Origin of the sequence: Phytopseudomonas daroniae (assembly GCF_004327285.1) — a bacterium.
GTDB classification, from domain to species: Bacteria; Pseudomonadota; Gammaproteobacteria; order Pseudomonadales; family Pseudomonadaceae; genus Aquipseudomonas; species Aquipseudomonas daroniae.
In genome coordinates this window covers 13,882-31,916 of record NZ_QJUI01000018.1, presented here as the reverse complement: position 1 = coordinate 31,916, position 18,035 = coordinate 13,882, and the positions used below count along the sequence as shown (strand labels likewise).

The 18,035-nt window shown below is 62.7% G+C and carries 15 protein-coding genes; 8 read left to right on the top strand and 7 right to left on the bottom strand.

Annotated features, from left to right (window positions below; translation table 11 throughout):
* The first annotated feature begins 416 nt into the window (after positions 1-416).
* The 5 genes from DNK06_RS19225 to DNK06_RS19205 all read left to right on the top strand — a co-directional run bounded on the left by DNK06_RS19225 (position 417) and on the right by DNK06_RS19205 (position 4,993).
* Positions 417-1,238: a hypothetical protein gene (locus DNK06_RS19225; protein WP_131181610.1), complete on the top strand. Its 822-nt coding sequence runs from the start codon at positions 417-419 to the stop codon at positions 1,236-1,238.
* 235 nt (positions 1,239-1,473) lie between these two features.
* Positions 1,474-2,478 carry a methionine ABC transporter ATP-binding protein gene (locus tag DNK06_RS19220; protein WP_131181609.1) on the top strand — a complete coding sequence of 335 codons (1,005 nt, stop codon included), beginning with the start codon at positions 1,474-1,476 and terminating at the stop codon, positions 2,476-2,478.
* Positions 2,478-3,143: a methionine ABC transporter permease gene (locus tag DNK06_RS19215; RefSeq protein ID WP_090423656.1), complete on the top strand. Its 666-nt coding sequence runs from the start codon at positions 2,478-2,480 to the stop codon at positions 3,141-3,143. The genes DNK06_RS19220 and DNK06_RS19215 overlap by 1 nt, the downstream gene beginning before the upstream one ends.
* Before the next feature lie 62 nt (positions 3,144-3,205).
* The gene (locus DNK06_RS19210) at positions 3,206-3,982 is read left to right on the top strand and encodes a MetQ/NlpA family ABC transporter substrate-binding protein (RefSeq protein ID WP_131181608.1); all 777 of its coding nucleotides are present in this window, start codon (positions 3,206-3,208) and stop codon (positions 3,980-3,982) included.
* Positions 3,983-4,174: 192 nt separating this feature from the next.
* Positions 4,175-4,993, top strand: a complete 819-nt coding sequence (locus tag DNK06_RS19205; RefSeq protein ID WP_131181607.1) for an alpha/beta fold hydrolase — start codon at positions 4,175-4,177, stop codon at positions 4,991-4,993.
* A 42-nt stretch (positions 4,994-5,035) separates the two neighbouring features.
* Here the strand turns inward: DNK06_RS19205 and DNK06_RS19200 are convergent, their stop codons facing one another.
* From DNK06_RS19200 to DNK06_RS19190, 3 genes are all read right to left on the bottom strand, one after another.
* Entirely contained in the window at positions 5,036-5,476 is a 441-nt protein-coding gene (locus tag DNK06_RS19200) for a GFA family protein (RefSeq protein ID WP_131181606.1), read from the bottom strand.
* Between the two features lie 75 nt (positions 5,477-5,551).
* Complete coding sequence (locus DNK06_RS19195; protein ID WP_423228073.1) at positions 5,552-5,980, bottom strand: YbaN family protein; 429 nt, start codon at positions 5,978-5,980, stop codon at positions 5,552-5,554.
* Complete coding sequence (locus tag DNK06_RS19190) at positions 5,973-6,563, bottom strand: biliverdin-producing heme oxygenase (RefSeq protein ID WP_131181605.1); 591 nt, start codon at positions 6,561-6,563, stop codon at positions 5,973-5,975. The genes DNK06_RS19195 and DNK06_RS19190 overlap by 8 nt, the downstream gene beginning before the upstream one ends.
* Positions 6,564-7,032: 469 nt before the next feature.
* Between DNK06_RS19190 and DNK06_RS19185 the strand changes: the two genes are divergently transcribed.
* From DNK06_RS19185 to DNK06_RS19175, 3 genes are all read left to right on the top strand, one after another.
* The gene (locus DNK06_RS19185; protein ID WP_131181604.1) at positions 7,033-7,554 is read left to right on the top strand and encodes an RNA polymerase sigma factor; all 522 of its coding nucleotides are present in this window, start codon (positions 7,033-7,035) and stop codon (positions 7,552-7,554) included.
* A 32-nt stretch (positions 7,555-7,586) separates the two neighbouring features.
* Positions 7,587-8,564 carry a FecR family protein gene (locus DNK06_RS19180; RefSeq protein WP_423228072.1) on the top strand — a complete coding sequence of 326 codons (978 nt, stop codon included), beginning with the start codon at positions 7,587-7,589 and terminating at the stop codon, positions 8,562-8,564.
* Between the two features lie 108 nt (positions 8,565-8,672).
* A complete protein-coding gene (locus DNK06_RS19175; protein WP_131181602.1) occupies positions 8,673-11,291 on the top strand; it encodes a TonB-dependent receptor in 2,619 nt (872 codons plus the stop codon).
* A gap of 169 nt (positions 11,292-11,460) precedes the next feature.
* Here the strand turns inward: DNK06_RS19175 and DNK06_RS19170 are convergent, their stop codons facing one another.
* The 4 genes from DNK06_RS19170 to DNK06_RS19155 all read right to left on the bottom strand — a co-directional run bounded on the left by DNK06_RS19170 (position 11,461) and on the right by DNK06_RS19155 (position 18,035).
* Positions 11,461-14,454, bottom strand: a complete 2,994-nt coding sequence (locus tag DNK06_RS19170; RefSeq protein ID WP_131181601.1) for a TonB-dependent receptor — start codon at positions 14,452-14,454, stop codon at positions 11,461-11,463.
* Positions 14,455-14,768: 314 nt separating this feature from the next.
* Positions 14,769-15,767, bottom strand: coding sequence for a FecR family protein (locus DNK06_RS19165; RefSeq protein WP_242674630.1), 999 nt, complete (start codon positions 15,765-15,767; stop codon positions 14,769-14,771).
* 46 nt (positions 15,768-15,813) lie between these two features.
* Positions 15,814-16,320, bottom strand: coding sequence for an RNA polymerase sigma factor (locus DNK06_RS19160; protein WP_165493585.1), 507 nt, complete (start codon positions 16,318-16,320; stop codon positions 15,814-15,816).
* Between the two features lie 353 nt (positions 16,321-16,673).
* The gene (locus DNK06_RS19155; protein ID WP_131181599.1) at positions 16,674-18,035 is read right to left on the bottom strand and encodes a TolC family outer membrane protein; all 1,362 of its coding nucleotides are present in this window, start codon (positions 18,033-18,035) and stop codon (positions 16,674-16,676) included.

The following is an 18,035-nucleotide window of genomic DNA, read 5'->3' as shown; positions in this document are numbered from 1 at the left end:
GCCTGTTGCACAGCGCAAACATTCTGCGATTGCCGCAGCGCCGTAACCCACCATTGGCGCAACGCCGCTTATCGCCTGGTGGGTTACGCGACGCTCCAGGATCGAAGTACCTGCAATAACGTAGCATGGCGTCGCTAACCCACCCTACACGGGCTTCAGCGATAAGCTCGGAGGATCACCACACGTGTGTAGGAGCTGCGACCTCGCAGCGAATGGTAGCCGCACCACAGGTTCGCTGAATGGCCGCCAACGCATCGCGCCGGGGACGATGCTCCTATACCAACGGGCTCTTGCAGGCCGTGGTGCAAGACGGTATCTACGGGTGAACGCCACAAAGCCTGATCCTGTGGTATTTGGTAGCCCGGACGCCACCGTGTAGAATTGCGTGTTTTTTGCACAAATCGAGACTCGCAGCCATGACATCGTTCCCTATACGCTGTGCCACGCTGGCCGCACTGGCTCTGCTGATGATCGGCTGCCAGAGCCGCCAGGAAGCCGAACCGGCCCCGGTTCCCGTGGCGGTTGCGCCAAGTGCCCAGGAACAGTTCGACACCAATCTTGCCGAAGGCCGGTTGGTCGAGGCTGAAGCGCAGCTCGAAGCTCTGCAGCAGAGCGGCGAACCTGCCGTGGTGCTGCACACCCAGCGGCGGCTGGCCGAGGCCTATTTGCTGGAAGGTCAGAAAGCCCTGGAAAACGGTGATCTCGACAAGGCCGCAAAATCCCTTGGCCACGCGCGCAACCTGATGCCCAAGGCGCCGGCACTGACCACCGGTCTGGATGGCGCCATCGGCAAAGCCCGTGAGGCCGAGTTGAGCGCAGTGGAACAGGCGCGCCAGGCAGGCGAACAGGCTCAGGCCGCACGTCAGGAGCGACTGCGCCTGTTGCGCCAGGCCGCCGAAGCGCAGGCCGCTGCTACCCGCACCGCCGATGACACACCGCCCGAAGCAGCGGCCACCCTGATCGACCCTGCTGACAAACGCAGTGACATCAGCCTGCCGATGCTCGACAGCCGCGACGAAGCTGCACTGTTCGAGCGGCTCGATGCGGTCGCAGCCGACGTGGTGACCTTCGATCGCACCGTTCACATAGAAGTGCGCAGTGCCGAGGATCTGCGCCGGGTCAGCAGCCTGCTCGAAGCGCGGGTGATGAAGCGTGACCCGGCCTTCAAGCTGACGCTCAGCCATGCGGTGAAGCCGGTTCAGGTCCCCCGCCTGGTGTTGCTTTCGCGCGATCAGTAAGTACGCGAATGCGCCGTCTGAGACGATATAAACCAGCTTTTTAGCTATAAACATAGGCCTACAAATATTTTTGAGGTCTAACAAGCGCCGGGTAAACTAGCAGTCCGGTGAAAACCTAGGCGAAGCAGCCAGCGCAAGGCAAAAACGGGCGACGGCAACGCCGTTAGTTTTCCAGCGGCTTGCTAGTGCTTCTCATGCCTATCCGGCAGAACAACGAACCCAAAAGGTTTAATGCGTGATCGACTTTCATCAGGTTCACAAGGCGTACCGCGTCAGTGGCCGCGATATCCCCGCCCTGCAACCCTGCGACCTGCACATCGACCGTGGCGAAGTGTTCGGCATCATCGGCCACTCCGGTGCAGGCAAAAGTACCCTGCTGCGCCTGATCAACCGCCTCGAAGAACCCTCCGGCGGCCGCATCGATATCGACGGCGTGGACGTGACCGCCCTCGGTGCTGATGGCTTGCGCCAGTTCCGCCAGCAGGTCGGCATGATCTTCCAGCACTTCAACCTGCTGTCATCCAAGACGGTCGCCGCCAATGTCGGCATGCCGCTGAAGCTGGCTGGCGTAGCGGCCAGGGAGATCGAGCAGCGTGTTGCCGCACTGCTCGAACGCGTCGGCCTTCAGGATCACGCCAACAAATACCCGGCACAGTTGTCCGGTGGGCAAAAGCAGCGTGTGGGCATCGCCCGTGCGCTGTCGACCCGACCGAAGATTCTGCTCTGCGACGAAGCCACCAGCGCCCTCGACCCGCAAACCACGGCGTCGGTGCTGCAGCTGCTGGCCGAGATCAACCGCGAACTGGGCCTGACCATCGTCCTGATCACCCATGAGATGGATGTGATTCGCCGCGTCTGCGACCGCGTGGCGGTCATGGATGCGGGCGTGATCGTCGAGCAGGGCCCCGTCGCCGACGTATTCCTGCACCCGCAACACGCCACCACACGCCGCTTCGTGCTCGAGGCGGAACAGGTGGACGAAAACGAACAGCGCGACGACTTCGCCCATGTCCAGGGCCGCATCCTGCGCCTGACCTTTCAGGGTGACTCTACCTATTCGCCGATGCTTGGCCAGGTCGCCCGGGAAACCGGTATCGACTACAGCATCCTCGCCGGGCGTATCGACCGCATCAAGGACACGCCCTACGGCCAGCTGACCCTGGCACTGAGCGGCGGCGATATCGACGCGGCCCTGGCCCACTTCGAAGCGGCCGACGTGCACCTGGAGGTTCTGCGCTGATGGAAACCTTACTGCCCAACGTCGACTGGCTGGAAATCTGGCAGGCCAGCCTCGATACCCTGAACATGCTCGGCGGCTCCATGCTGTTCACCGTGCTGTTCGGCCTACCCCTCGGCGTGCTGCTGTTCCTCACCGGCCCGCGGCAGATGTTCGAACAGAAGGCGCTCTACGCGGTGGTCTCGCTGTTGGTGAACATCCTGCGTTCGGTGCCCTTCGTGATCCTGCTGATCCTGCTGATCCCGGTCACGGTGCTGATCACCGGCACCTCGCTGGGGGTTGCCGGCGCCATTCCGCCACTGGTGGTCGGTGCCACGCCGTTCTTCGCACGCCTGGTGGAAACCGCACTGCGCGAGGTCGACCGCGGCATCATCGAAGCGACCCAGGCGATGGGCGCCAGCACCCGACAGATCATCTTCAACGCCCTGTTGCCCGAGGCCCTGCCGGGCATTCTGGCGGCCGTCACCGTTACGGCCATCACCCTGGTGTCCTACACCGCGATGAGCGGCCTGATCGGTGGCGGCGGCCTGGGCGACCTGGCAGTGCGTTACGGCTATCAGCGTTATCAGCCGGACGTGATGTTCGTGACGGTGGCGCTGCTGGTGGTGCTCGTACAGATTCTGCAAACCATCGGCGACCGGCTGGTGGTGCACTTCTCTCGTAAATAAAACAGCTGGAACGGACGACCGGCACTTCGCCGCCACGCCGCCTCATCTCAAGGAGTCAAACGATGAAAAAACTGCTTACTGCCCTGGCTGTCGTCGCAGCCTTCTCCAGCGCTGCCCAGGCTGAAACCCTGAGCGTCGCGGCCTCCGCCGTGCCGCACGCGGAGATCCTCAACTTCGTCAAACCGGCACTGGCCAAAGAAGGCGTGGAGCTGGACGTCAAGGTCTTCACCGACTACGTGCAGCCCAACGTACAGGTCGCCGAGAAGCGTCTGGATGCCAACTTCTTCCAGCACCAGCCTTACCTGGACGAGTTCAACAAGAGCCGTGGCACCACCCTGGTCAGCGTAGGCGGTGTGCACGTCGAACCCTTCGGCGCCTACTCCAGCAAGATCAAGGATCTGAAAGACCTGCCGCAAGGCGCCAACGTGGTGATCCCCAACGACGCCACCAATGGCGGCCGTGCCCTGCTGCTGCTGCAGAAAGCCGGCGTGATCAAGCTCAAGGATGCCAACAACATCCTCTCCACGACGAAAGACATCGCCGAAAACCCGAAAGGCATCAAGGTGCGTGAGCTGGAAGCCGCGACCCTGCCGCGCGTACTGACCCAGGTCGACCTGGCGCTGATCAATACCAACTACGCGCTGGAAGCCAAGCTGAACCCGACCCAGGACGCCCTGGCCATCGAAGGCAGCGACTCGCCGTACGTCAACATCCTGGTTACCCGTGAAGACAACAAGGACAGCGCCGCCTTACAGAAGCTGGTCAACGCCCTGCACAGCGACGAAGTGAAAGCCTTCATCCTGGAAAAATACAAAGGCGCGGTCGTTCCGGCGTTCTGATTGCCGTTACACCATCCCTGCACTCGATGCCGCGTAGCTGATTTACGCGGCATTTTCATTTGCGCGCCTGACGAGCGGTGCGCCGGAAAGACCGAACGCTTCGCCATGCCTCCACTCAATAACTCAGTAGTCCGCTGCTCGGTGCCTTGCCCAGGTAGCGATCAAGAACCTGAACCTGCAGAGGAGTGTTCCATGACCACTTTCATCACTCGCGACGGTACCGAGATCTATTACAAGGACTGGGGTTCGGGAAAACCGATCCTGTTCAGCCACGGCTGGCCGCTGGACGCCGACATGTGGGAGTACCAGATGCTCCACCTGGCCTCCCACGGCTACCGTTGCGTGGCCTTCGACCGCCGTGGCTTCGGGCGCTCCAGCCAACCCTGGTCAGGCTACGACTACGACACCTTCGCCGAGGACATTCACGAGCTCATCGAGCATCTCGACTTGCGTGAGGTGACGCTGGTGGGCTTTTCCATGGGTGGCGGCGACGTGGCCCGTTACATCGGCAAGCATGGTTCCGAACGCGTCGCCGGGCTGGCCCTGCTGGGTGCGGTGACACCGATCTTCATCAAGACCGCCGATCATCCGCAAGGCGTGGAGAAAAGCGTCTTCGACGAGATCCGCGGCAACCTGCTCGAGGATCGTGCTCAATTCATCGCCGACTTCGGCTCTACGTTCTATGGCCTGAACAAAGGCCAGAAAGTCTCCGAAGGCGTGCTCACCCAGACCCTCAACATCGCCTTGCTGGCTTCGCTGAAAGGTACCCTGGACTGCGTGACGGCCTTCTCCGAAACCGACTTCCGCGCCGATCTGGCCAAGGTCGATGTACCGACGCTGATCATCCACGGCGATGCCGACCAGGTCGTGCCGTTCGAGGCCACCGGCAAGCTGGCCGCCGAGCAGATAAAGGGTGCTGTGCTCAAGGTCTACCCAGGCGCACCCCATGGCTTTGCGGTGACCCATGCAGACCAGTTGAATGACGATCTCCTGGCCTTCGTGTCGCGCTGACCGCGATCCGCGAATGCACTGAAGCAGGGAGCTGAAGGGTGGTCAGTGCGATCCGTCCGCAGGAATGAAACGCAGCACGCCCACCTGTCTCGATACAGCCCCGCTGACATCGTCCGCCGGATGCAATATTCCGTCGCTGACCGGCACCTCGGCGAAGTCGAACGGGCTGATGCCGTCGAGGCAGGCCACGTTGATGCCGTACTGATGAGGATTGGAACGGCGTTGATGATGGGTGTAAATGCCGCAGCGCGAACAGAAATAATGCTGTGCACTGCGGGTGTTGAATCGATAGACCGTCAGCAATTGCTCGCCCTGCAGCACCTGAAAATCCGTCAACTCGGCAGATACAGCGACCGCCCCGCGCATCCGGCAATAGGAACAGTTACAGCGCCGCGCCGTATGCAGGCCGTTGCTCAGGCGCACCTGGAAACGCACGCCGCCACAGTGGCAGGCACCGCTGATCTCGCCGATATCCTTGTTCATCGCTTATGCCCTGGGGTCTGTTGAAGCGCATAGCATAGGACACGCATCGCTCCAGATCCTGTAGACGATTCACGCTCAGCGGGTTTCCGCTGCCTGCTCGTCGTCCTTACGCCTGACCTGCTCCGGTCGCGACCAGATCCACAGCGCACCACAGCTCATGCCCAGCCCGGCGAAAATCAGCGACGGCGTATGCGCCACCGTCAGCAGCATGATGCCGAAGGCCAGCAGCATGCTCAGGCTCGCCGCCAGCTTGGTACGCCGGGTGATCACCCCACCATCGCGCCAGTTGCGCAGCAATGGGCCGAACAGGCGGTGGTTTTCCAGCCAGGCACTGAGCCGTGGCGAACTGCGCGACGCGGCCCAGGCCGCCAGCAACACGAACTCGGTGGTCGGCAAACCAGGCACTACCACACCCACCGCCGCCATGCCGATGCTCAGGTAGGCGAGCGCCAGCCACAGCCAGCGTGTCCAGCCACTCGCCATCGCCCGCGGGGTATCAGGCAAAACTACGTTCCAGGTGCACCACGAAACGCTCGAACGCGGCAATCGCCGCCGCCTCCGCCTCGCGCTCCTGTTCGGCATCCAGCTCGATCGCATCCAGGGTCGCGACGAACGCCTTCCAGCCTTGCGCTCTGCCGCCTTCCGGCTCGCCGAGATGGCGCGCACCAAAGGTCTCGCTCAGGCCCAGTGCAGGCATGCGCTTGAGCAGAAAGGCCGCGCCGAGCTTCGAGCCTTCGGATACGAATAGCCAGGCCAGGGCGGCGCCGAGCCCCAGAGAACGGCTACGAATGGCCTCATCGCCCTGCGGCACCGGCAGGCCGAGATCGGCCAGATCCAGACGCGCCTGCTCGACCCGGCAGCGCGCCGGCAGGTCGGGTACCAGCTCGATCAGGGCGGGGTCGGTATAGAGCTTTTCCAGGTCGTACTGGAACAGGTACTGGGCCGCGACGAAGCGCGCGAAGCGTTCCCGGCTGCTGAACGGGTCATGGCTCTTGACCAGGTCATCGAGCTTGCTGTGCGGCTCGTGAGTGATCTGGTTGAGACGCTGGGAACGCAGGGCATGGGACAGGGGCGATGATGCAGTCATGAGGGGTCTCATTGATGACGGAGAAACGATAGGGTTGCGCAGACTCGGATCCGAATGGCGTCGTCGCCGTCTGGACATCGACGGTCGGCCATCGGCACGCCAGCAGGCCATGCGTACAGCCAACCTTTCACATTGATCATTAATAAGAGACGAACGAGCCCCCCGGAGTCAGTAAAAAAACTCGACGGGCGCTCAAGGCCGGATCAGCTTTCTGAGCGGATCCGGGTCTCCCTGGACAAGGCCGAGGCATTCAGACCGGGTGGACAACGCTCTTTTTGTCCACCGTTGCGATCGTAAAGCGGTGGACGGATCGAACCGCGTAGATGAAGCGTCAGCTGCGCGCCCCGATTCACCCTACGAACCAAAGGCGATAGGTCTGATCCGGCCACGCCTGAAAGGATAGCATCCGGTAGCCGGCCCCATTAAAAGTGATTATCATTAACTAGTAGTCGGCGAACCGGATCTGCCCGTGACCACCTCTAATCTCGACAGCGTATTTCTGACCCAGCGCACCCCGCTCCTGCGCACACTGGTAAAGATGGTGAAGAACGCCAGCATCGCCGAAGACCTGGTACAGGAGACCTATCTACGGGTCGCCCATAGCCTGCGCGAGCACAAGGTCGAACATCTGGAACCCTTTCTGTTCCAGACCGGACGCAATCTCGCCCTGGATCACCTGCGACGCGTACGCATGCAGTCCAGAACCCTGCTCGACGATGTACCGGACGAAGTGATTCAGGCCGTCCCCGCACCCGGCTCCTCCAACGAGGACAGCCTGCATGCGCAAAGACTCCTGCAACGCCTGGGCAGCATGCTGGAGCAACTGAGCGAGCGCCAGCAGCGGATCTTCATCCTCAGCCGCCTGCACGGCCAGAGCCACGCGCAAATCGCCTCCCAACTCGGCGTTTCGCTGAGCACGGTGCAGAAAGAACTCAAACTGATCATGGCCATCTGCATGGCCCTGCTCGACAGGCTGAATCCGCCGACATGAGCGACTATCGTTTACCTGGACGTTCGGCCAGAATGGACGCCCCCAGTCGCGAGAATCGCTCGATGTCCCAACACGAGCTCACTGCCGAAAACCACACGCCGCAGGATCAGGCGCTCACCTGGCTGATCCTGCTGGAAGACGCAGACGATGCCTGCCGCGCGCGTTTCGCCGAGTGGCTGGACGTATCGCCGGCCAATGCCGAAGCCTTCCGCCAGGTACAGAGCCACTGGCAGTCGCCGCTGCTGGTCGAAGCGGCGGCGCGCCTGGAAACCCGGCGGCAAACCGCTGCGCCCGCTCGCAGGCACATGCGCAGGCTGCTGGCGGTCGCCGCCTCGCTGCTACTGGCCTGTGGCGTCATCGTGCAAAGCGATCTGCTGCTGCGCCTGAAGGCCGATCATGTCACCGCCGTCGGCCAGCGGCAGAGTCTGGAACTGGCCGACGGCTCGCATGTGCTGCTCAATACCGATACCGCCATTTCCAGTCAGATCGACGAGCGCCAGCGGGTCACTCACCTGTACCGAGGCGAGGCCTATTTCGATGTAGCCCGCGACAGCAGCCGCCCCTTCGAAGTCAAGGCCGGCCCCGTGCAGGTTTCGGTGCGCGGTACCGCTTTCGCCGTGCGCTACCTGGGCGACGAAGCCGAGGTCAGCGTCGAGCGGGGCGAAGTCGAGCTGCACTCGCGTGACGACGACACCCGCGTGAGCCTGGGCAGTGGCGACAGCATTCGTGTCGGCCGCAACGGTTTCGGCAACCTCGTCAATCGCGCCTCGGCCCCACAACTCGCCTGGGTGCAAGGCCGTCTGGTATTCGACAACCGTCCATTGCACGAGGTACTGACCGAGCTGCGGCGCTACTACCCGGGCTGGATCGTCAGCAACAGCCCGCACCTGAACGATCTCAACGTCACCGGCAACTATCGCCTCAACGACCCCCTGGAAGTGATGCGCTCGCTGGCCCAGGTGACCTCGGCACGACTGCATGAGTACCCGGCGCTGCTGATTCTCAACTGACCCTGAAAAATTTTTACGGCATTTCCCGCTCTCGTTCGTCCCGTCAGAAGCCAATGCAAATAATTCGTATTTTGCTACGTTTCGACGAACCCTCCAGAGAGCTCAACGATGACCATTCACTCCAGGCGCCCGCTGTCGCGCCGACTGTCCACTGCCAGCCTGTCCCTGCTGGCGCTCGCCATTTCGTGCGCCAGCCTGCCGTCGAGCGCCCATGCCGCCGATGATGGGCAGGGTGCGCAGCAGCAGAACCAGGCGAGTGGTTACCGATTCACCATCGCCCGGCAACCACTGGTCAGCGCGCTCAATACCTTCAGCGAGGTAACCGGCTGGCAGGTCGGCCTGCCCGCCGAACTGGCCAGCGGCGTCTATTCGCCCGGCCTCACGGGTCAGTTGCCGGCCGAGCAGGCGCTCGCACGCCTGCTCGAGGGTACCGGCATCACCTACCACAGCGTCGGCGCCCGCAGCGTGGTACTGATCAGAACCCCCACACAGGCGATGGCGCTGCAACCGCTGACGGTGACCGCCACACGCCGGGCGCAGAGCGTGAGCGAAGTCCCCAGCTCGGTCAGCGTGCACAGCCGCGAGCAGCTCGACCGGCAGAACGTCAACACCATCAAGGAGCTGGTACGTGACGACCCCAGCGTCTCGGTCGGCGGCACCGGCCAGCGCGCCGGCATCAGCGGCTATAACATCCGCGGTATCGACGGCGACCGGGTACTGACCCAGATCGACGGTGTCGAAGTACCGGCCAGCTTCTTCAACGGCCCCTACGCCAATACCCATCGCAACTATGTGGATCCGGAAATCGTCAAGCGCGTGGAAATCCTCCACGGCCCGGCTTCGGCGCTGTATGGCAGCAGCGCCATCGGTGGCGCGGTCAGCTACTTCACTCTCGACCCGGACGACATCATCAAGCCCGGCCAGGACGTCGGCGCACGCCTGAAGACCGGCTACAGCTCGGCCGACGATAGCTGGCTGACCTCCGCCACCGTGGCCGGCCGCCATGGCGACTTCGACGCCCTGCTGCACCTCTCCCAGCGCAACGGCCACGAGACCGAATCCTACGGCAGCACCGGCGGTACCGGGCTGACGCGTACCGAGGCCAACCCCGAGGACGTACGCACCACCAACATCCTGGCCAAGCTCGGCTGGAACTACAATGACAGCGACCGCCTGCAACTGACCTACGAGAAATACAAGGACGACCGCGATACCAACCAGTTGAGCGCGGTGGGCGGACCGTTCAATGCCGGTAGTGGCTTCGGCTACTACCATTCGCGCCAAGGCAACGACACCATCACCCGCGAGCGCTTCGGCCTGGAGCACAGTCTGGCCCTGGACAGCCTGCTGGCCGACAACCTGAAGTGGAGCCTGAACTACCAGATCGCCAAGACCGACCAGAGCACCGTGGAGAACTACGTTCCCACCAACTTCGTCACCGGTGCGGTGACTCGCGACGTGATGCGCTACCGGGACACCTACTACAAGGATCGCCAGTGGGTGCTCGACGCGCAGCTGGACAAGGCCTTCGCCATCGGCGACACCGACCATCTGCTGACCTACGGCGCCAACCTCAAGCACCAGAAGGTCACCGGGCTGCGCACCGGCTACGGTATCTGCCTGGCCGCGCAGACCAGCGGCACCATCAACTGCAGCGCCGTCGGCGCGGTGAGTACCGCCAGCGCCGACACTCCGACCCCGCAGAGCGACTTCCCCGCCCCGACCATCGACACCTACGGCCTGTTCGTCCAGGACGAGATCCGCTGGAACCAGTGGACCTTCCTGCCCGGCCTGCGCTACGACTACACCCGTCTGGAGCCGAAACTGACCGACGAGTTTCTCGCCACCATCACCGCCAGCAACGTCACCGAGTACAGCGACGAAACCAAGACCTGGCACCGCGTGTCGCCCAAGCTCGGCGTCACCTATGCCTTCGACGACCACTACACCTGGTTCGGCCAATACGCCGAAGGCTTCCGTACGCCGACCGCCAAGGCGCTGTACGGCCGTTTCGAGAACCTGGCCGGCGGCTATACCGTGGAACCCAACTCGGATCTCGACCCGGAGAAAAGCCGCGGCGTGGAAACCGGCCTGCGCGGCAACTTCGAGGGCGGTAGCTTCGATGTGGCGCTGTTCTACAACCGTTACCGCGACTTCATCGACGAAAACGCCATCACCGCCAACAGCAACGCCCTGGCCTTCCAGAGCCAGAACATCAGCCATGCCAGCATCCGCGGCGTGGAACTCAAGGGCCGCCTGAACCTGGACAGCTTCGGCGCCCTGCCGGGCCTCTACACCCAAGGCTCGATCGCCTATGCCCGCGGCCGCAACGACGATACCGGCGAGCCGCTGAACAGCGTCAACCCACTGACCGGCGTGTTCGGCCTGGGCTACGATCAGGAGCGCTACGGTGCCCTGCTGAACTGGACCCTGGTCAAGCGCAAGAGCCGCATCGACGACAGCGCCTTCAATGCACCGGACGGCACCAGCGGCCAGTTCCGCACACCGGGCTTCGGCATTCTCGACCTGAGCGGCTACTACAAGCTGACCGACGACCTCACCGTCAACGCCGGCCTGTACAACCTGACCGACAAGCAATACTGGCTGTGGGACGACGTGCGCGGCTATGACGGTGTAGGCGAAGCAGGGGTGACCAGCCCGGCCAACCTCGACCGTCTGACCCAGCCGGGGCGCAACTTCTCGGTCAATCTGGTGTGGGACATCTGACCCTCCAGCAAACACAGGGTGGCGCGCACGTCTGCCATGAGCGCCGTGCCCCATCCACCACACGTCGTAACCATGGCGGATGAAAGAGCGTCAACCGCATCGCTCGATGCCGGTTTCCGCGCTCTTTTCAGCACGGTTCCGTAGTGACCATCGAAGGCAGTGGTCACTGTCAGAACTGCAGCTCGAAGCCGCCCATGACGGTGCGGCCCGGGCCATAGGATTTGGTGAAGATGTCGGAGTAACCGCTGACGTAGCTGCGGTCGCGAATGTTCTCTACCGTGGCACGCAACAACAGGTTGCGGCTGACCCGGTAGCTGGCGAACAGATCCCAGGTGGTGTAGCTGGGCCACAGGTCGTAGTCCCAGTCCTCAGGGCCGCCGGCAGCGCTGTAGTTGAGGCGGGCGCCGAGCTCCAGGCTTTCGTTGAACCATCGGGTACCGACTACCCAGCTGCCGCGATCCATCGGCAGGTTGCGCGCACTGTTCATGCCGAACACATCGCCAGCGCAGGATTCCTGGGCATCCAGGTAGGCCTCGTAGGAGGCATAACCAGCTGCGATGGCGTCGTTATGGAAGTCCGAATAGCTGCCGTCTTCGCGGGGCATGTCTTCGCGAATGTTATCGCTGCCCAGGGGGTAGATTCTCTGGCAGATGTCGTTATCACCACCGATCACATGGGTGTAGTTGATACCCGTGTACCAGCGCCGTGCGTCGTAATCGAGTTCGAACTCGATACCACGAAAGTTCATCGGCACCTGATTATTGACGAACATGGTGTTGCCGAGGCCGCCGGTTCGGCCGGGCAGAGTGTTGACGATAGAGGTGATCAGGTAATTGTCGACCCGTGTGTCGTAGTAGGCGACCTTGGCCTGGAAACGATCGTCGGGGCGGATCAGCCCGACATGGTCGACATTGAAGCCCAGCTCCCAGCTGCGTGAGGTCTCAGGGTCGGCATAGGGGTTGGGATACATCCGCGCGAAGGGATCGCCGGGGTGCGAGCCCTGCATCAGCGACTCGGTAAGGGCCGGTGGGCGCCAGGACTTGCCCCAGGATGCAAACACTTCCAGCCAATCAGTCGGACGATACGCCGCCGAGAGCGTGGGCAGAAGCTTGTCTTGATGCTCATCTACCTGATATTCCCGCATTCCCGGATTGGAAGACCATCGGCCGGCATAGAAATCGGTGGAGTACCTGGAATCCGTAGTCGGATCGGCTAAGTATCCTTCGAACCGGGATATGTTGTTACAGGCATTGATCCGCTGGCTTTCCCGGAGGCTGAAGTCGGTGCAGTTTCTCCGACTGGTCTCAAGAGATTGCGTAATTTGCCTGTTGTAATACTGGGAGCGGCTTTCATAGGCCCAGTCAGTAACTGGAAGCTGGGTCTTACCCTTCAGCCAGTAACTGTCGTAACGCAGACCGGCAGAGAGGGTCACCTGCTCGGTCTCGAAGGTCAGGCTACCGAAGGCGCTGGCGATGCTGCGCTTGCCATTGGGATTGAGGGTGTTCTGCGCCGAGGCGATGGTTTCGCCCTGGTAATCGCTGCTGGTCTTGGAGGTGCCCTTGTCCTGGTAGTACTCCAGGCCGTGGTTGAAGCTGAAGCCCTCGGCACCGCCGAGGGTGAAGCGCGCGGTGTTGTCCAGGGTGAAGCCATAGGTATCGATACGCGTCTCGGTCTCATTGCCCAGGCCAGCTTCGCAGGCGGGTTCCCAAGACGCCGGGATCGGGTTCTGTCGGCAGAATCCCAGACGCCAGGCTGTCTCGGTCATATCCACGCCGTCGGTCACAATTGGCCGGCCAGCGTCGTTATCGCGTTGATTCTTGGTAGTGACGTAGTAGAGCTTGGCCTTGAAGTCGATCAGCGGCGAGTCCGGGTTGAAGGAGTAATCAAGGCCGAACGATTGCGAACGTGCGCTGGCATCGCCGTATTTGATCCAGGCCTCCTCACCGTCGCGAGCGGAACCGTCCACCGGGTTGGTTACCCGACGATCAGAGACATTGTTGTAGCCGAGGTCGGTTCCCACGTAGGTGAACTGCAGGGATTGCTCAGGGGTGAGGGTGAGACGGCCCTTGAACAGCTCGGAGTCCTGCTCCTGATTGGAGAACTTGATGCGGTCGACCACTTGGGTGACTCCTTCCCTACCATCCTGAACGCCGGAGGTGAGAAAGTCGAAATTCTCCCGCCGCGAGCCGGGGGAGTAGTCGCCGAAACTGCGGCGGCTGCGGGCGCCGAGCAGTTCCAGATTGTCACCGAAGCGCCCGGCCACCGCAGCACTGCCGATGAAGTTGACGCCATTGCCGTGGCCGCCCAGGCCAGTCATGCCCCGCAGGCGCACGCCCTGATCCTGACCCGGCAGGATGATGTCGTCATAGGCCAGGGTGCCGAAGTTGGCACTGCCGGCGATGGAGGTGGCACCGGTGACGTCCGAGCGTGGCCCCTTCTCGATCACCACACTGCTGATCAGCTCGGAATCCACATAGAGCTGACCATTGCGCTGCTGGTGGCCGTTCTCGTTGAAGTTCTGGCGCATGCCATCGATCATGGTGTTGACCCGACCGAAGTCCTGCATGCCGCGGATGTTCACCGACAGGCCGGGATCCTGGGCACTCACCGCGCTGTACACGCCCGGGGTCTCGACCAGCATGTCGGCAGCGTGCCGCGGCGGGTTGCGGTCGAGTTGCTCGCGGGTGATCACGCTGACCGATCTTGGCGTCTGGTAGATCCATTCATCAACGCGATCCGCCTGCACCTGAGTGGCACCCAACTCCAGCGCCGAGCCGGTCTGTTCGGGCAGCAGCTCCAGCAGTGCGCTGTCGGCGGCGACCAGGCGAAAACCCAGGCCGGTTCCCGAGAGCAGCCGCTGCAAGGCCTGCTCCGGGCTCAGCTCGCCTGCCAGCGCGGCGGACTGCCTGCCCCGGGCGATGACGGCCGGCACACCGACCTCCCAACCGGTGATATCGCTGAATCGGTTCAGGGCAGAGGTCAGCGGTTGCGCCGGAATGCCGAAGCGGTAGCGTTGTTGCTCGCTGACGATCTCGTCTGTTTCCGCCGCCTGGAGCACGCCACCGGCCATCGCCTGGGTCAGTCCGAGAACGATCGCCAATGCCAGTGGGTGGCGTTTATACATACCCTGTTTTCTCGGGTATTTGCCGATTGCCTGATCCATTGCCTCTCCCGTCACGAGTCATGTTAATGCGTATTAATCGCAAAGCCATGACATGACGACCCGGCCTATCGAATCGCGTAAAAATTTCTGCCAGGTTCGGACAAGGCCAGTGAACCGACACGGCCGAACGGTACCCAGCCATCCACCCGAACTGGCGGTTTCGCATCTGCAGGAGCCGGCCTACTCACTACATCTCGAACGTAGGATGGGCGACAGCCCATCACCCATGGATACCTGACGGATCACGGCAATTCGCTTCTCGCACAAGGCTCGGCAAAAGAGTTCGCCTCTACACCCTATGAATTACAAAAGCCTCAACGCCGCAGAATCAACACCCCCGGCCATTCGCTGAGTTCGGCACCGGCCAGGGCGGCGAGCGCGCGAAGCGTCACCTGGGGATTGTCCAGGCGATAGTTGCCGGTTACCGCCAGGGACTCCAGTTCAGCATCGGCCACCAGGATCAAGCCCGGATAATGACGGCGCAGCTCGTCGACGATCTCGCCCAGGGGCGCATCCTCGAACGCCAGGCGTCCCTTGATCCAAGCCAGGGACTGGCCAGTCGAGCGCTGCACACTCATCCGGCCATCGCTCAGACTGGCCTCCTGGCCGGCGCTGAGGCGTATGCTTTCGCTACCGGCGCTGACCTCGACGATGCCGCGTTCGACGCTGACCCGCACCTGCTCGTCCAGGTAGCGCACCGCGAATGCGGTACCGACCACGCGTACCTGTGCACTGCCAGCCTCGACCAGAAAAGGACGGGAAGGATCACTGGCCACATCAAAATAGGCAGCGCCACGCAGCAGCCGCGCACGCCGCGTTCGAGCATCGAAATCCAGCGCCAGGGCCGAGGCGCTGTCGAGCATGACCTGCGAACCATCCTCCAGGGGCAGGCGCTGCTGTTCGCCACGAGCGGTGATGATGTCGGCCTGCAAGCGTGTCGGTAGATCCGCCTGGGTGCCCAGCAGCAACGCCAGTACCAGGCTCGCTGCCGTCGCCCAACGCGACCAACGGCGACGGCGCCGTGTCCCCGCAGGCGTATGCGGTGCTGGCAGGGCGACCGCGGGGGCAGGCGCAAGGCGTGCGGCGGTGCGCACCGCCACGGCGCCGGCAAGCGATGAGTTCCAGGCACGCTCTGCCTGGTCGAAGGCCGCGGCATGGGCCGGGTCGGCATCCAGCCAGAGGATGAAGGCCTCGCGCTCGGCGGGATCGGCTTCCTCCAGGCGGATCAGCCAATCCAGCGCCGTATCCATCACCGTGGGCGGTGCCTGGTCAGGGATCTGCGATGACAGCACGGTATCGTTCTCGTTGGGCATTTTCACGGTCTTATCTTGTAGACGTCTGGGCGAGTGAAACGCGTAATCATGGCGCCTCCAGCCGGCTGTGAACGGCGACGCAGAGGGCCATGGCCAGCTTCAGATCCTTCTGCACGGTGCTCAGGGACACATCGAAATGCGCGGCGATCTCGGCATAACTCCAGCCCTGCAGGCGATTGAGTACGAAGGTTTCCTGCTGGCGCAGGGTCAGGCCGGCGATGGCGGCATCCAGCGCCTCCAGCAACTGCTGGTTTTCCAGGGTGCTTTCGGGCGTGGCGGCACGGGCGGGAACCTGCTCGATGACCGCGCTGGGCACGTCCGTCTGCACGATGAGGTTCTGCCGACGCAATCCGCGCAGGTGGTCAAGGGCCAGATTGCGGGCAGTCTGGAACATGAAGGGTGCCAGGTGCTCGACCGGATGCTCGGCCAGGGCAGCGGATACCCGCAAGTAGGTTTCCTGCAGCAGATCCTCGGCGGTGCTGCGGTTGCCGACCATGCGTTGCAAGGTACGCAGCAGGGTGCCGCGCTGTGCCAGGAACAACTCGTCGAACATCGCTCAAACCATCACGCTATACGAATCGCAAGGATGGTAATGCTTCTCATGTGCTGTGGGTAAAATAACTGTCGAGCGCCTGCAGATCAGCCAGGCAACCAGCCATTAGGCGATTGATGGGTTGGCACCTGCGCGGCCCGACCCATCCTACTGGCTGCTGGCTGCTGGCTTCCAAGTAGACCTCGCGTAACGCTTGTTTCGGCCAGCACCGCTCACGCGGTGGATGATGTTTTAGCACCATCCCTTTCAAGCTGTTCGGTACAGATGGCTACAACCAGGCGATAACTGCCATCAGAGTAGGATGGGTGAAACCCATCGGCGATTGATGGGTTTCACCTGCGCGACCGCCCCCCCTACGGGGCATCTGCCGGGGCTGGAGATGACGCTCTTTCTGGACTGGGGAAGTAACCGCTCAATTGCTGTAAATCCGCTTCTCCCAATACCCCGGCCAGGTAGCGCAGTTGCAACCAGGCACGCAGGTAGCCGTAACGGGCTTCGGCCAGGTTGCTCTTCGCCTCGAACTGCTGCTGCTCGGCATCGAGCACGTCGAGGTTGACCCGCTCGCCGCCGATGACGCTTTTCTGCGTGGCTTCGACCAGGGTACTGGCGGAGGCCACCGCCAATTCGTAGGCGCGCACCTTGGCCACGCTGCTGACGCACTGGTTGTACTGGCGTCGCAACTCGACCAGGGTCGCGGCGGTCTGTGCATCCAGCTCGTAACTGGCTTGCTCCAGTTGCCGCGAGGCCTGCCGGCTGGAGGCCGTTACCCGGCCGCCGGCGAACAGCGGCATGCTGAACTGGATGCCGATGCTGTCGGTGTCGTACTTCTGGTTGTAGCTGCTCTCGGAATCCGAGCTGGTCAGACGTGAGCTGGCGTAGGCACTGAGGGTCGGCAGATGGCCGGCACGCAGACGCTTGACGTTCTGCTCGGCGACCTCCAGGCCATGGCGCTGGCTGGCCAGATCGGCGTTACTGGCCAGGGCCATATCGCGCCAGGCATCGAAACGCTGCGGCTGCAGTGGCTGCACCTCGAAGGTCTCGGTCATGGGCGTCAGATCCTGCATGACCAGAGGCTCGCCGACGATGGATTGCAATTCGTTCAGCGCTGCGTCCAGAGCGTCTTGCGCCTCGATTTCCTGAGCCAGGGCCAGTTCATGGCGAGCCTGGGTTTCCAGCATGTCGGTGCGGGTACCCTCTCCGCCCTCGAACAGCCGCTTGTTCAGCGTCAGTCGTCCGCCATAGGCACGGCGCTGGGCCTGGGCCAGGGAACTGCGTTCGGCAGCCAGCAGCGCGCTGCTGTAGGCCTCGAACAGGCGCACCAGCAACTCCTGGCTGCGGGCGCGAAAACGCTCGTCGGCCAACAGCGCCCTGGCCACGCCCTGGCGGTACTCTGCCCAGGCGGCATAGTCGAACAGCGGTTGCTGCAGGGTCAGGTTGGAGGAGTAGCTGCGGTAATCACGCCTGGTACGCACATCGCCGGCAGCCGTCGACTGGGTGACCTCCGATTCGTTGCGGGCATTGCTGTAGCTGTAGTTCAAGCTGGGCAGCAGCGCCGCACGGCCAATGGCGATTTCCTCCTGTCCCGCCTCGTGCTCCTTGAGTGCGGCATGGAAGGTCGGATCGTTACGCAGTGCCAGGGCATAGGCATCCTGCAGGTCGAGTGCGTGGACGGATGGAACGAACAAGGCGACGAGCAACCACGACAGGCGATGCAT

Bases quoted from the DNA above. Each gene is read 5' to 3' on its own strand.
- DNK06_RS19225 (WP_131181610.1), top strand. From the start codon at position 417: ATGACATCGTTCCCTATACGCTGTGCCACGCTGGCCGCACTGGCTCTG.
- DNK06_RS19210 (WP_131181608.1), top strand. From the start codon at position 3,206: ATGAAAAAACTGCTTACTGCCCTGGCTGTCGTCGCAGCCTTCTCCAGC.
- DNK06_RS19205 (WP_131181607.1), top strand. From the start codon at position 4,175: ATGACCACTTTCATCACTCGCGACGGTACCGAGATCTATTACAAGGAC.
- DNK06_RS19180 (WP_423228072.1), top strand. From the start codon at position 7,587: ATGGACGCCCCCAGTCGCGAGAATCGCTCGATGTCCCAACACGAGCTC.
- DNK06_RS19215 (WP_090423656.1), top strand. From the start codon at position 2,478: ATGGAAACCTTACTGCCCAACGTCGACTGGCTGGAAATCTGGCAGGCC.
- DNK06_RS19160 (WP_165493585.1), bottom strand. From the start codon at position 16,320: ATGTTCGACGAGTTGTTCCTGGCACAGCGCGGCACCCTGCTGCGTACC.
- DNK06_RS19155 (WP_131181599.1), bottom strand. From the start codon at position 18,035: ATGCATCGCCTGTCGTGGTTGCTCGTCGCCTTGTTCGTTCCATCCGTC.
- DNK06_RS19170 (WP_131181601.1), bottom strand. From the start codon at position 14,454: ATGGATCAGGCAATCGGCAAATACCCGAGAAAACAGGGTATGTATAAA.
- DNK06_RS19190 (WP_131181605.1), bottom strand. From the start codon at position 6,563: ATGACTGCATCATCGCCCCTGTCCCATGCCCTGCGTTCCCAGCGTCTC.
- DNK06_RS19165 (WP_242674630.1), bottom strand. From the start codon at position 15,767: ATGCCCAACGAGAACGATACCGTGCTGTCATCGCAGATCCCTGACCAG.
- DNK06_RS19200 (WP_131181606.1), bottom strand. From the start codon at position 5,476: ATGAACAAGGATATCGGCGAGATCAGCGGTGCCTGCCACTGTGGCGGC.
- DNK06_RS19175 (WP_131181602.1), top strand. From the start codon at position 8,673: ATGACCATTCACTCCAGGCGCCCGCTGTCGCGCCGACTGTCCACTGCC.